Below are 12,560 nucleotides of genomic sequence, written 5' to 3'. Positions count from 1 at the left end.
GGTAGGGTGGGTCCCAAATGGGGGAGGGACATCCCGATACCGCTGGCTTGACCGAAACAACGGCCCGCAAGGGCTGTTGTCGGGGACGCCAGCCCGCTCGGTTCCGGCCTTGCGGGCGAAGAAGGCGCGGCACCGCTCCGCCGGTGCGAGACGCCGTATCGAGAGAAGAGGAAGCCATGAACGCCAAACTGTCCCTCGCCGTTCTCGCCGCGACGCTGGCCGCCGCTCCCGCCGCGATGGCCCAGACCTACCAGAACAACGCGCCGCAGGTTCCCTACGAGCGCTCCAGCCCGTCGGGTCTGCCGACCACCAGCCCGCAGGTGGAAAGCCTGCCCGGCGACCGGACCGACCCCTGGAGCGACCGGACCCACAGCCGGACGCCGGACGGCCGCATGCCCGACCGCGCGACCAGCGGCAGCACCGGCGCGTCGGGCGCCGCGGGCACCTACGGCAGCACCGGCACCTACGGGACGCCCGGCACCTACGGCAGCACCGGCGGCATGAACAACGCCATGCCGAACAGCGGCGCCATGGGGACCACCGGATCGGCCGCCGGCACCATGCAGGGCAACCGGCAGGTCATCATGAACGTCGATCCGAACACGAACCGGCGGGCAGAGCGCGGGCAGAACCGCAAGGAGCTGATGCAGACCTCGCTGCTGAACTATTTCAGCGCCGCCGGCTTCACGTCCGTCCGCGACTTCCGCAAGCAGGGCGAGAATTATGTGGCGGAGGCCCAGTCGGCCAATGGCACCTGGAGCACCGTGCTGCTGGACGCCAACACCGGGACGATCTCCGAAATCCGCTGATCTCCCAATCGCCGCGGTCGGTTCAGTCCATCAGCCGCGGCCACGATCCCGTCAGGCGGCCATAGCCCGCCGGGACCGACGCATCGTACAGGGGCAATGGCTGGCGCAGCCGTTGCCCCGCGTCGCGTCCAAGGGTACGCACCGCGGTCGCCAAACGCCCGTCCGGCGGCCAGGAACCACCGGGTGAGAAGGGCACGACCAGCGCGATCCCCTGGTCCAGCCGCCCGCCATAGCGGCTCTGCCCACCCTCCGGACCCTCCGTCCAGGTCATGTGGGCGGACAGGTTCATGCCCCCGTCGAAGGCGCGCATCAGCTCCAGCGTGCCGCCCCAATCCCCGCCGAGATAGCGGCCCAGCCGCAGCGCGCCCGTCGTGGCGGCCCCCGGCGCCTCCCAATAGAGGCTGGCATGGCCGGTGTCGCGTCCGCTTTCGCGGGCGATCCGCAGAACCTCCTCCGGCGGGCGCTTCCAGACGCGGTTGAGGTCCAGCCCCAGCGCCCAGCGCGCCATCGGCGGACGGTACAGCGCCTCCGCCCCGACGCCGCCGAACATCTCCTCGAAATGACCGATGGACAGGCGCGTGCTCCACGCCTCGGACGGCGCCGCGAGCCACGCCCCGTAGAGCCGTTCCACCCCGCCGACGCGGTCGGCGTAGCGCGGCAGGTCGCTGCGCACCGGCTCCGCCGCCGGGATGGCGTTGGTGTCGAGACGGTGCAGGTTGTGGCTGGCGTTCACCCGCAGCCCGCCGCTGAGAACCAGCCCGCGCAACGGCTCCGCCGTCATCACCGCGTCGCCGTAGGTCCGCTGCACCAGCGGTGCGCTCTGCTCGAACAGGCTGACCTCGGCGGTCGGGGTGAGGGTCAGGGTCAGCCGTGCCGGCCAGTCCGGGGGTGGGCCGGCGGAGCGCTCCACACGGGCGGTGCGCCAGATCTCCTCAGGGCTGCCGCGCTTGCGGGCGGCCCGTTCCACCTCCCGGCGCGACAGGGTGACGGCGGTGCCGTCCAGCCCCGCGCTGCCGGTGACCACGGTCAGCCATTCGACCTTCGGCGGGGCGCCGTCGGCCAGCAGGCGGGCGGCGCGCCCCACCTCCTGCGCCAGCGGGGCGGTGCCGGTTCCCGCCGGGTCCAGCCACAGGGCCGCGCGGTCCCCGGCGATCAGACCGGCGCGGGCGGGCAGCCGGTGAAGCCGGGCCAGGGCCACCAGGTCCGCGGCGGGCAGGGCGGACTCCGGCGAGGCAGGGCGGGCGCCGACCGCGGGCGGGGGCGTCCGCGGGGAGGCTTCCGCCTCCTCCCGCGGGTCGAAACGGGCGGCGAGGCGCAGCATGGCCCGCGATCCCTGCTCGATGCCGGCGCCCAGGTCCAGCCAGCGCCAGGGGCGGTAGGCGAGGCCGGCGTTCAACGGCAGGCCGGGGCGGAAGCGCGGGTCGTCCTGCTGCTGGGCGCGGAAACCGTCGGCGCTGTATTCGAGCTTGACGCTCAGCCCATCCAGCGGCGTGTGCCATTCGGCCCCGCCGAACAGGGCGGCGCGCTCCCCCGTGAACCACGCCTCCGGTCCGCGGGAGGACGCGTCGGCGGGGTTGCGGTCGCGCTTGAAGCGCCCGCCGAGAAAGCGCAGCGGGCTACGAAAATGCCCGTAATCGCCCAGCCCGCCCCAGCCGATCCCCAGACTGAAATCGACGTCCCACCATCGGCGGGAGGCCACCAGATACTCCCCCGCGAAGCGGCCTTTGCCGGGCAAGTCCAGCCCGGTGCCGGTGACATCCCGCCCGCCGACGGCGATCGCCGGCCACCAGGGTCCTTCGCGCAGCAGGCGCAGCTTGGCGTCCACCCCCGGTTCGCTGAGGCCGTGCCAGCTTGGATACACGCTGTCGCGCAGCGTGACCTCCAGGCCGGGAAGAAGCTGCGCCCCGGCGAAGACATGCCGGTGCAGGCCGCCCAGAACGGTCAGCCCGGCGGTGACGGTGCCGTCCGGCAGCCCGCGCGCGGTCGGCGTCTGGAGCAGCCCGGCGCCTCCCCAGTCGGACAGAGTCGCCTCAAGCCCCTCCGCCCGGGCGGGTAGGGTCGTGAGTGACAGCGTCAGGGCGAGGAGAACGCGTTTCACGCCATGGTGGAGTTGGTCGGGGAAAGCTCCCGATCCATGGCATTGTCATGCGTATGAATGCAACCCTAATCCCTCTCCCGTCTCGGGAGAGGGTGCCCGCGAAGCGGGCGGGTGAGGGTCGTGCAAGGATCAAGGCGCTGATCTTTTGGCAGCACCCTCACCCTCCCATGCTGCGCATGGGCCCCTCCCTCTCCCGGGGCGGGAGAGGGGCTACGGCGCCACGGCGGTGCAGGTCAGGCCCATGGTTTCCGCCGTGTTGGCGATGGCGGACAGGCAGGTGGCGGCGCGCTCCGGCGGGATGGAAACGGCGAAGCGGATGGCGTAGCGACCGCCCTCGTGGTCGGGCAGGGTCTGGGCGTCCAGCCGGACGATGTTCGCTTCGAACTGGGTGAAGATCTCCGACAGGCGGGCGATCAGGCCCGGCTGGTCGCCGCCCGACACCTCCACCCGGTGGGTGATGCGGGCCAGCGGGCCGGGGTTGGGGTCGAAATCGAAGGGCGTGACCTTGATCTGCGCGCCCTCCAGTTCCGGCAGGCTGGACAGCCCCTCCTGAACTTCCTCCACCGTCACGCCGCCCGGCAGTTCGCAGACCGCCGAGAACTCCGCCCCGGAGCCCATGACCGCGAAGGTCGCGTCGCGCAGGTTGGCGCCCAGCCCGAACAGATGGCCGGTGACCGCCGAAACGAGGCCGACGCGGTCGGGACAGAAGGTCGAAACCAGCGCGAGGGACGACACGGGGGGAGCCTCCGATGCTGGAGCCCTCTCCCGGCTGGGGAGAGGGGTGGGTGAGGGGGCGATGCGCCCGGCAGGGCGAAGAAAAACGCCGGATGAGTCGGCGTGGCGCGCCTTCGGCGCCCCCTCATCCTGACCTTCTCCCCAGCGGGGAGAAGGGAAACATCAGGCCGCCGTGCCGCCCACGGTCAGGCCGTCCAGGCGCAGGGTCGGCTGGCCGACGCCCACGGGCACGCCCTGGCCGTCCTTGCCGCAGGTGCCGACGCCGGGGTCCAGCTTCGTGTCGTTGCCGATCATCGACACGCGCGTCAGGCTGTCCGGGCCGTTGCCGATCAGGGTCGCGCCCTTCACCGCCGGGCCGAGCTTGCCGTCCTCGATCAGGTAGGCTTCGTTGGCGGAGAAGACGAACTTGCCGTTGGTGATGTCCACCTGTCCGCCGCCGAAATTCTTGGCGTAGAGGCCCTTCTTGACCGACTTGATGATCTCCTCCGGCGCGTAGGCGCCGGGGCGCATCACCGTGTTGGTCATGCGCGGCATCGGGTGGCAGGCGAAGCTCTGGCGCCGCCCGTTGCCGGTCGGGCGCATGCCCATCAGGCGGGCGTTCATGCGGTCCTGCATGTAGCCGACCAGGATACCGTCCTCGATCAGCGTGGTGCACTGGCCGGGGGTGCCCTCGTCGTCCACGGTGATGGAGCCGCGGCTGTTCTCGATGGTGCCGTCGTCCACGATGGTCACGCCGGGCGCGGCGATGCGCTGGCCCATCAGCCCGGCGAAGGCCGAGGTCTTCTTGCGGTTGAAGTCGCCCTCCAGCCCGTGGCCGATGGCCTCGTGCAGCAGGATGCCCGGCCAACCGTTGCCGAGAACGACGGTCATCTCCCCAGCCGGGGCCGGGACGGAGGACAGGTTGACCAGCGCCGAGCGCAACGCCTCGTCCACGAAGGCGCGCCACGTCTCCGGCTGCATGTAGTGTTCGTAGGTGACGCGCCCGCCGCCGCCATGGCCGCCCGTTTCCATGCGGTCGCCTTCGGCCACCACGACGGAGACGTTCAGCCGCACCAGCGGGCGCAGGTCGGCCACGCGCACGCCGTCGGCGCGGATGATCTGCACCGCCTGCCACTCGCCGCTGATCGAGCAGGAAACCTGCCGCACCCGCGGGTCCTTGGCGCGGGCGTAGGCGTCGATCTCCGCCAGCAGCTTCACCTTCGCCTCGAAGGGGACCAGGGGCAGGGGATTGTCCGGGATGTAGAGCGCGCGGTTGGTGCCGGCGGGCGGCTCCGCGAAGGTGCCGGCGTGGCCGGCCTGGACGGCGCGCACCGTCGCGGCGGCGCGGCGGATGGCGTCCTCCGACAGGCTGGAGGCGTGGGAGAAGCCGGTCGCCTCCCCGGCGATGGCGCGTAGGCCGAACCCCTGGGTGGTGTCGAAGCTGGCGGACTTCAGCTTGCCGTCGTCCCAGCCCAGCGATTCGCTCTGCGAATATTCCAGATACAGTTCACCGTCGTCCGTCCCCCGCAGCGCGTCGGCGACCACCCCCTCCACACGGGAACGGTCCAGGCCGGCGCGGTTGAAGAACAGATCGTCGGTGACGGCAAGCGCGCTCATGGGGACTCCGGGCTGTCGGTCTTTCGTAGGACGACACCACGGCACCGGCGCTCTCGCGCCCGCAACCGCGATGTGCTCTAAGATCAGACCTATAGTGTGGCGACGGGCGGCCCATCCGGCAAGGCTCGTCGTCCTTGGGCAAAAGGGGCTTGGAAGGGGAGTGGCCGCGATGACCGACGACGCGCTGGCGGTGGGCCGCAAGGGCAACGGAGACTCCGCCCGCTCCCTGGCCCATCCCCTGAAGAACCACGCCCTGCGCGTGACCCTGACCAACGAGGTGCACACCCGTCCGCCGGAAACGCTGTCCACCCCGGTGCGCGCCACCATGCTGGCGATGCTGTCGGGCGAGGGCGCGTCGGAGGCGGACCGGCTGCATCTGGAGAAGCTGTGCGACTGGGCCGGCGTTCCGCGCCCGCCCGCCGGGGCCACCCATTACAGCGGCTCCTTCGGCAGCTTCCGCCTGAAGTGGGAGCGGCACACCGAATTCTCCACCTGGACCGTCTTCCGCCCCAGCGCCGCGTCCGCGGCGGGCGTGCTGGTCGACCCCTTTCTGGAACCGGCGCTGAACGCGGTCCCCGGAGAATGGCTGGCCGGGCTTCCGGGGGAACTGATGGTCGGCGTCCATGTCGCCGTGCTGGACGCCGAATCGCCGGAGCCGTCGTCCAACATGCTGGCGGCCATGTTCGGCTCGCAGAGCTACATCGGGACGCGCATTTCCGGGCGGGCGGCGACGGCCTGGACGGACTTCCGCATTCATGGCGACGGCTTCTCGCGCCTTCTCATCGCCGACCACGCCATGACCCCCAACCAGGCGGGCCGCGTCGTGCAGCGCCTCCTGGAGATCGAGACCTACCGGGTGATGGCGCTCCTGGCGCTTCCGGTGGCGCGCGGCGTGCTGCCGCGCATCGGCCCGATCGAGGCCGATCTGGCCGACCTGACCACCCGCATCGCCACGCTGCGCGGGCTGGACGACGAGCGGGAGCTTCTGGACCGGCTGACCCTGCTGGCCGCCCAGACCGAGCAGATCGCGGCGGAGACCGCCTACCGCTTCGGCGCGGCGCGGGCCTATTACAACCTCGTGGAAAAGCGGATCGTGGAGCTGCGCGAGATCCGCATCGAGGGCCTGCCCACGGTGGGCGAGTTCATGGACCGCCGCCTCGCCCCGGCCATCCGCACCTGCGAGGCCGTGGAATCGCGCCTGCACGCCCTGTCCCAGCGGGTGGCCCGCGCCAGCGACCTGCTGCGCACCCGTGTGGAGATCGCCGTGGAAGGGCAGAACGCGGAGCTTCTCCTCTCCATGGACAAGCGGGCGCAGTTGCAACTCCGCCTCCAGGAGACGGTGGAGGGGCTGTCGGTGGTGGCGATCAGCTATTACTTGGTCGGCATCGTCGGCTACGCGGCCAAGGGCGTGAAGGGACTCGGGATGAAGGTCGATCCCGATCTGCTGGTCGGGCTGATGATTCCCATCGTCATCGCCTTCGTCTGGTCCGGCGTGCGCCGAATCCGCAAGGTCATCACCGGCGGGCACTGACGGTCCGGGAGCTTTTCCGATCTAATCCGGCGGAGGCGGCGCGGGGTCCGAAAGGGGCCGTCCGCGCAAGGTCGCTTGCGTCCGGCGGCGCAGCCATGCAAGCCTAAAAACTTGATTTTCCGAAACAATTCGCTATACCATCAAACTGCGACAGCTTGTCGCAGTGCGAAGCCGACACCGAAACTCAACTTCTGTTCTTATGTGGGCCTGAAACCGGTATTGCGCCTATGTCTTTCGTGTAGGGACACCTGACTTGTTCCCAAGCGCAGTGCAGGGTTAAGCTCGCGCTGCGGGGTCGCGCCACCAAAAAACGGCACGATCCCTGCATAAACCGGCACCGCCGCAACGCCCGGCCGCGTTTCCGTCCGACAGGGCCGGAACGCACCAGAGAAACAGGGGCGAAGGCGGGTCCGGCGGGAAGGGACGACCGCCGCCCGAGACCGTGGGCGACGGGCAACGAGAGGGTTGGGGATGAAGACGCAGACCCTGAACGCTGCCTTTCTGGCGGCGCTGACATCTTTGTGTGGATTTGCCGCTGCCGGTTCCGCCGCCGAACCCCACCCCTGGCAATTGGGGCTTCAGGAGGCGGCCACTCCGGTCAAGCATTCGATGGATTCGTTCCACGACCTGCTGACGGTCATCATCGTCGCCATCGTGCTTCTCGTGGCGGGGCTCCTCGCCTGGGTGGCGATCCGCTTCAACGCCAAGAAGAACGCGGTGCCGTCCACCACGTCGCACCACACGGCGCTGGAGATCGCCTGGACGGTGATACCGGTCATCATCCTGATCGTCATCGCCGTGCCGTCCTTCAAGCTGCTCTACGAGGCCGAACGGGTCCCCGAAGCGGAGATGACCATCAAGGTCACCGGGCGGCAGTGGTACTGGGATTACGAATATCCCGACCACGACAACATCGCCTTCTCCAGCTACATGATCCAGGAATCGGAACTGAAACCCGGCCAGAAGCGCCTGCTGGAGGTGGACAACCGGGTCGTGCTGCCGGTCAACACCACGGTGCGCGTGCTGGTCACCGCGGGCGACGTCATCCATTCCTGGGCCGTGCCGAGCTTCGGCGTGAAGAAGGACGCCGTGCCGGGCCGCGCCAACGAGACCTGGGTGCGGATCGAGAAGGAAGGCGTCTATTACGGCCAGTGCTCCGAGATCTGCGGCATCAACCACGCCTTCATGCCGATCGCGGTCGAGGCCGTGTCGAAGGAGGCTTTCGCCCAGTGGGTCGAGAAGGCCAAGACCGCTTACGGGACGCCCGACACCAAGCGCGACGTCGCCCAAATGCCATCCGCCGGGCTGCCGTCCGCCGGGGCCGTCCAGTGAGCCTCACGCTTTGGATGCAGCGGCACCTCAAAGAAAAATCATTCCGCCGACGCGAGGGTTAGAGACATGGCAAATGCCAATCCGGGGGAAGCGCAGGGACACGGCCACGGGCATGACCACGATCACCACATGCCGGGCTTCGTCGAGCGCTGGTTCTTCTCCACGAACCACAAGGACATCGGAACGCTCTACCTGATCTTCTCGGTCATCGCCGGGCTGATCGGCGGATTGTTCTCGGTGATCATGCGGCTGGAACTCCAGTCGCCGGGGATGCAGTTCCTCGCGGACGGGCAGGTCTGGAACGTGCTCATCACCGCGCACGGCCTCATCATGGTCTTCTTCGTGGTGATGCCCGCGCTGATCGGCGGTTTCGGCAACTGGTTCGTGCCGCTGATGATCGGCGCGCCCGACATGGCCTTTCCGCGGCTGAACAACATCAGCTTCTGGCTGATCGTCCCCGCCTTCATGCTGCTTCTCGGCTCCGCCTTCGTGGGGCAGGGGGCCGGCACGGGCTGGACGATCTACCCGCCGCTGTCCTCGCCGCTGGGCCAGAGCGGGCCGTCGGTGGACATGGCGATCTTCGCCCTTCACCTCGCCGGTGCCTCGTCGATCCTGGGCGCGGTGAACTTCATCACCACCATCTTCAACATGCGCGCGCCGGGCATGACGCTGCACAAGATGCCGCTGTTCGTGTGGGCGATGCTGGTGACCGCCTTCCTTCTGCTGCTGGCCGTGCCGGTGCTGGGCGGCGCCATCACCATGCTGCTGACCGACCGCAACTTCGGCACCAGCTTCTTCAATCCGGAGGGCGGCGGCGACCCAATCCTGTTCCAGCACCTGTTCTGGTTCTTCGGCCACCCCGAAGTCTACATCATGATCCTGCCGGCCTTCGGCATCATCAGCCACATCGTCTCGACCTTCTCGCACAAGCCGGTGTTCGGCTATCTGGGCATGGCCTACGCGATGGTCGCCATCGGCGTGGTCGGCTTCGTGGTGTGGGCACACCATATGTATACGGTGGGTCTGGACGTCGACACGAAGGCCTACTTCACCGCCGCCACGATGATCATCGCGGTGCCCACAGGGGTGAAGATCTTCTCCTGGATCGCCACCATGTGGGGCGGGTCGATCGAATTCCGGGTGCCGATGCTGTGGGCGCTGGGCTTCATCTTCCTGTTCACGGTGGGCGGCGTGACCGGCGTGGTGCTGGCCAACGGCGGCATGGACATCGTGCTGCACGACACCTATTACGTGGTCGCGCACTTCCACTACGTGCTGTCGCTGGGTGCGGTCTTCTCGATCTTCGCCGGCTGGTACTACTGGATCGGCAAGATGTCGGGGCGCCAGTATCCGGAGTTCTGGGGCAAGGTTCACTTCTGGACGACCTTCATCGGCGTGAACCTGGTCTTCTTCCCGCAGCACTTCCTGGGTCTGGCCGGCATGCCGCGCCGCATCCCGGACTATCCGGACGCCTACGCCGGCTGGAACATGATCTCCTCGTTCGGGGCGTATCTTTCCTTCGCGTCCACGCTTCTGTTCGTGTGGATCGCGTACAAGACCCTGCGCAGCGGCGAGAAGGTCGATGCGGCCTATTGGGGTCCGCAGGCGGGCACGCTGGAGTGGACCGTCAGCTCGCCCCCGCCGTTCCATGCCTTCGAGACGCTGCCGCAGGTGAAGTGACCGTTTGGACGTGACCAAGTCGCCGGGGGTGCCGGGAGGCTGCCTCCGGCCAGAGAGCCGAAAAGCCAGAGGATAGTGCAGAATGACGGACCTGAGCATTGAACGGGTCTCGACAGGTCCGGTCTCCGGATCGACGCCGGGTGACTACATCGAGCTGCTGAAGCCGCGGGTGATGTCGCTCGTGGTGTTCACCGGGCTGGCCGGCATGGTGCTGGCGCCCGGCCACCTGCACCCCGTGCTGGCGGCGGTGGCGGTGCTGTGCATCGCGGTCGGGGCCGGGGCCTCGGGCGCCATCAACATGTGGTACGACCGCGACATCGACGCGGTGATGTCCCGCACCGTCCGCCGCCCGATCCCGTCGGGGCGGGTGGAGCCGGAGAACGCGCTGGCCTTCGGGGTGATCCTGGCGGCGGCGTCCGTCGTGGTGATGGGGCTGGCGGTCAACTGGGCGGCGTCGGCTCTGCTGGCGCTGACCATCGGCTTCTACGTCTTCGTCTACACGATGTGGCTGAAGCGGCGGACGCCGCAGAACATCGTGATCGGCGGGGCCGCCGGCGCCTTCCCGCCGATGATCGGCTGGGCGGCGGTGACGGGCGGGGTCGAACTGCCCTCCATCCTGCTGTTCCTGCTGATCTTCCTGTGGACGCCGCCGCATTTTTGGGCGCTGGCGCTGTTCCGCAACGGCGACTACACGCGCGCCGGTGTGCCGATGATGCCGGTGGTCGCCGGGCCGGAGTCCACCAAGCGGCAGATGCTGGCCTACACGCTGGTCCTGCTGCCGGTGGCGGTGGCGCCGTACTTCCTGGGCATCGGCGGCCTTGCCTATCTGATCGGGTCGAGCCTGCTGGGCGCTTTCTTCGTGCTGTGCGCGGTCCGCGTTCTGCGCGCGACCGACGACAAGCCGGCCAAGCAGATGTTCGGCTTCTCGATCCTCTACCTGTTCCTGCTGTTCGCCCTGCTGATGGGCGAGCATCTGGTGACCGGAATCCTGACGAGCGGAGGCGGGGCATGACGATCATGGACGAATCCCACGAGGAGCGCCGCAAGCGGCTGCGCGGGCGCAACTACGCGGTCCTGGCCGCGCTGATCGGGCTGGTGGTGATGTTTTACGTCATCACGCTGGTGCGGATGGGCGGGCACTGACCGCCGCGACCGGAACGGCAGGGGAGGGCACAGCGTGATGAGCGACAGACCCAAGAATGACCGGCTGAAGCGGAAGAACCGACTGTTCCTGGGCGGGCTGTTCGGCCTCGTCTTCGGGATGGTCGGGCTGGCCTACGCCTCGGTGCCGCTCTACGCGCTGTTCTGCCAGGTGACCGGCTTCGGCGGCACCACCCAGCGGGCCGATGCCGCTCCCGAACGCCAAGTGGACCGCGTCATCAAGGTCCGCTTCAACGCCGACGTGAACAACGCGCTGCCCTGGCGCTTCAAGCCGGAGCAGCGGGAGCTGACGGTGAAGCTGGGCGAGATGGGGCTGGCCGCCTATCAGGCCGCGAACCGGGCGGACCGCCCCACGGTGGGCACCGCGCTCTACAACGTCACGCCGGACAAGGCGGGCAAGTACTTCAACAAGATCGAGTGCTTCTGCTTCACCGAGCAGGTGCTGGAGCCCGGACAGTCGGTGGACATGCCGGTGGCCTTCTTCGTCGATCCGGCGCTGGCCGAGGACCCGGCGATGGAGGACGTGACCACCATCACCCTGTCCTACACCTTCTTCCGTGCCAAGGACGAGAATCAGGTGCTGGCGCAGCACGCCGCCCAGGCGACGGGTGCGACGAGCACCGGCACGGCGGCGAACTGAGGGCGCCTTTAAAAAAAGAGACAGTCTGAGCGAAGAAATCGGGCGAAACAAACCGGGGTTGGAAAGAGACGATGGCCGACATCACGCACGCGCATATGCCGCACCCCCCAGCCTCCGCGCACGGCGCGGGCGAAGAGGCGGGCATACCGCATCCCTACCATCTGGTGAAGCCCAGCCCCTGGCCCCTTCTGGGCGCCTTCGCGGCCGGTCTGTTCGCGACGGGCATGGTCATCTACATGCACGACGGGGGCTGGCTGCTGGCCGCGCTCGGTTTCGCGTCCGTGCTGGCCGTGATGTTCGGCTGGTGGCGCGACGTCATCAAGGAGGCGGTGCGCGAGAAGGCGCACACCCCGGTGGTGAAGATCGGCCTGCGTTACGGCATGGCGCTGTTCATCGCGTCGGAGGTGATGTTCTTCGCCGCCTTCTTCTGGGCCTTCTACGACGCGGCGCTCTACCCGAAGGTGTTCGCCGAGAACCCGCAGGGCGTCTGGCCGCCGCCGAACATCACGGTGCTGGAAACCTTCCACCTGCCGCTGATGATGACGCTGATCCTGCTGCTGTCGGGCGTCACCGTCACCTGGGCGCACCACGCCATTCTGGAGGGGCGCAACAGCGAGGCGGCCCGCGCGCTGGGCCTGACGGTCCTGCTGGGCGTGATGTTCACCTTCTTCCAGGGTTGGGAGTACGCCCACGCCGCCTTCGGCTTCAAGGAAGGCATCTACCCGTCCACCTTCTACATGGCGACCGGCTTCCACGGCTTCCACGTCATCGTCGGGACGATCTTCCTGGCGGTCTGCTGGTTCCGCACCATGAAGGGCCACTTCACCCCGAAGAGCCATTTCGGCTTCGAGGCGGCGGCCTGGTACTGGCACTTCGTGGACGTGGTGTGGCTGTTCCTGTTCGTGTCGATCTACTGGTGGGGGTCGCTGGGCGCCACCAGCGGGCATTGATCGAACCCCCTGTCGCCTTGTGAAGCCC

At 68.5% G+C, this 12,560-nt stretch carries 11 protein-coding genes; 8 read left to right on the top strand and 3 right to left on the bottom strand.

What is annotated here, in order from left to right:
* Positions 1-176: 176 nt before the first annotated feature.
* Positions 177-809 carry a hypothetical protein gene (locus DS843_RS03705; protein WP_149467550.1) on the top strand — a complete coding sequence of 211 codons (633 nt, stop codon included), beginning with the start codon at positions 177-179 and terminating at the stop codon, positions 807-809.
* Positions 810-831: 22 nt separating this feature from the next.
* On the opposite strand, the gene DS843_RS03700 is transcribed toward DS843_RS03705, so the two are convergent.
* The 3 genes from DS843_RS03700 to tldD all read right to left on the bottom strand — a co-directional run bounded on the left by DS843_RS03700 (position 832) and on the right by tldD (position 5,238).
* Positions 832-2,907, bottom strand: coding sequence for a YjbH domain-containing protein (locus DS843_RS03700; RefSeq protein WP_149467549.1), 2,076 nt, complete (start codon positions 2,905-2,907; stop codon positions 832-834).
* Between the two features lie 210 nt (positions 2,908-3,117).
* Positions 3,118-3,642: a glycine cleavage system transcriptional repressor gene (locus DS843_RS03695; RefSeq protein WP_149467548.1), complete on the bottom strand. Its 525-nt coding sequence runs from the start codon at positions 3,640-3,642 to the stop codon at positions 3,118-3,120.
* 162 nt (positions 3,643-3,804) lie between these two features.
* A complete protein-coding gene (tldD, locus tag DS843_RS03690) occupies positions 3,805-5,238 on the bottom strand; it encodes a metalloprotease TldD (protein WP_149467547.1) in 1,434 nt (477 codons plus the stop codon).
* 169 nt (positions 5,239-5,407) lie between these two features.
* On the opposite strand from tldD, the gene DS843_RS03685 reads away from it, so the two are divergent.
* The 7 genes from DS843_RS03685 to DS843_RS03660 all read left to right on the top strand — a co-directional run bounded on the left by DS843_RS03685 (position 5,408) and on the right by DS843_RS03660 (position 12,532).
* Positions 5,408-6,769: a DUF3422 family protein gene (locus tag DS843_RS03685; RefSeq protein WP_149467546.1), complete on the top strand. Its 1,362-nt coding sequence runs from the start codon at positions 5,408-5,410 to the stop codon at positions 6,767-6,769.
* Between the two features lie 471 nt (positions 6,770-7,240).
* Entirely contained in the window at positions 7,241-8,101 is an 861-nt protein-coding gene (gene coxB, locus DS843_RS03680) for a cytochrome c oxidase subunit II (RefSeq protein ID WP_149467545.1), read from the top strand.
* A 66-nt stretch (positions 8,102-8,167) separates the two neighbouring features.
* On the top strand, positions 8,168-9,781 hold the full coding sequence (gene ctaD, locus DS843_RS03675) for a cytochrome c oxidase subunit I (protein ID WP_149467544.1): 1,614 nt from the start codon (positions 8,168-8,170) through the stop codon (positions 9,779-9,781).
* Positions 9,782-9,863: 82 nt separating this feature from the next.
* Positions 9,864-10,793 (top strand): heme o synthase, encoded by a 930-nt coding sequence (gene cyoE, locus DS843_RS03670; RefSeq protein WP_149467543.1) that lies wholly within the window; start codon positions 9,864-9,866, stop codon positions 10,791-10,793.
* Positions 10,790-10,924, top strand: coding sequence for a hypothetical protein (locus tag DS843_RS31720; protein WP_256380051.1), 135 nt, complete (start codon positions 10,790-10,792; stop codon positions 10,922-10,924). The genes cyoE and DS843_RS31720 overlap by 4 nt, the downstream gene beginning before the upstream one ends.
* Before the next feature lie 37 nt (positions 10,925-10,961).
* Complete coding sequence (locus tag DS843_RS03665) at positions 10,962-11,582, top strand: cytochrome c oxidase assembly protein (protein ID WP_149467542.1); 621 nt, start codon at positions 10,962-10,964, stop codon at positions 11,580-11,582.
* A 71-nt stretch (positions 11,583-11,653) separates the two neighbouring features.
* On the top strand, positions 11,654-12,532 hold the full coding sequence (locus tag DS843_RS03660) for a cytochrome c oxidase subunit 3 (protein ID WP_286191915.1): 879 nt from the start codon (positions 11,654-11,656) through the stop codon (positions 12,530-12,532).
* The last annotated feature ends 28 nt before the right edge of the window (positions 12,533-12,560 follow it).

Origin of the sequence: Roseomonas genomospecies 6, from assembly GCF_008365375.1 — a bacterium.
Lineage (GTDB): Bacteria > Pseudomonadota > Alphaproteobacteria > Azospirillales > Azospirillaceae > Azospirillum.
Note: the sequence above shows the minus strand (reverse complement) of the source record. Positions and strands in the feature narration are given on the sequence as shown.

Bases quoted from the DNA above. Each gene is read 5' to 3' on its own strand.
- DS843_RS03705 (WP_149467550.1), top strand. From the start codon at position 177: ATGAACGCCAAACTGTCCCTCGCCGTTCTCGCCGCGACGCTGGCCGCC.
- ctaD (WP_149467544.1), top strand. From the start codon at position 8,168: ATGGCAAATGCCAATCCGGGGGAAGCGCAGGGACACGGCCACGGGCAT.
- DS843_RS03660 (WP_286191915.1), top strand. From the start codon at position 11,654: ATGGCCGACATCACGCACGCGCATATGCCGCACCCCCCAGCCTCCGCG.
- coxB (WP_149467545.1), top strand. From the start codon at position 7,241: ATGAAGACGCAGACCCTGAACGCTGCCTTTCTGGCGGCGCTGACATCT.
- cyoE (WP_149467543.1), top strand. From the start codon at position 9,864: ATGACGGACCTGAGCATTGAACGGGTCTCGACAGGTCCGGTCTCCGGA.
- tldD (WP_149467547.1), bottom strand. From the start codon at position 5,238: ATGAGCGCGCTTGCCGTCACCGACGATCTGTTCTTCAACCGCGCCGGC.
- DS843_RS03685 (WP_149467546.1), top strand. From the start codon at position 5,408: ATGACCGACGACGCGCTGGCGGTGGGCCGCAAGGGCAACGGAGACTCC.
- DS843_RS31720 (WP_256380051.1), top strand. From the start codon at position 10,790: ATGACGATCATGGACGAATCCCACGAGGAGCGCCGCAAGCGGCTGCGC.
- DS843_RS03665 (WP_149467542.1), top strand. From the start codon at position 10,962: ATGAGCGACAGACCCAAGAATGACCGGCTGAAGCGGAAGAACCGACTG.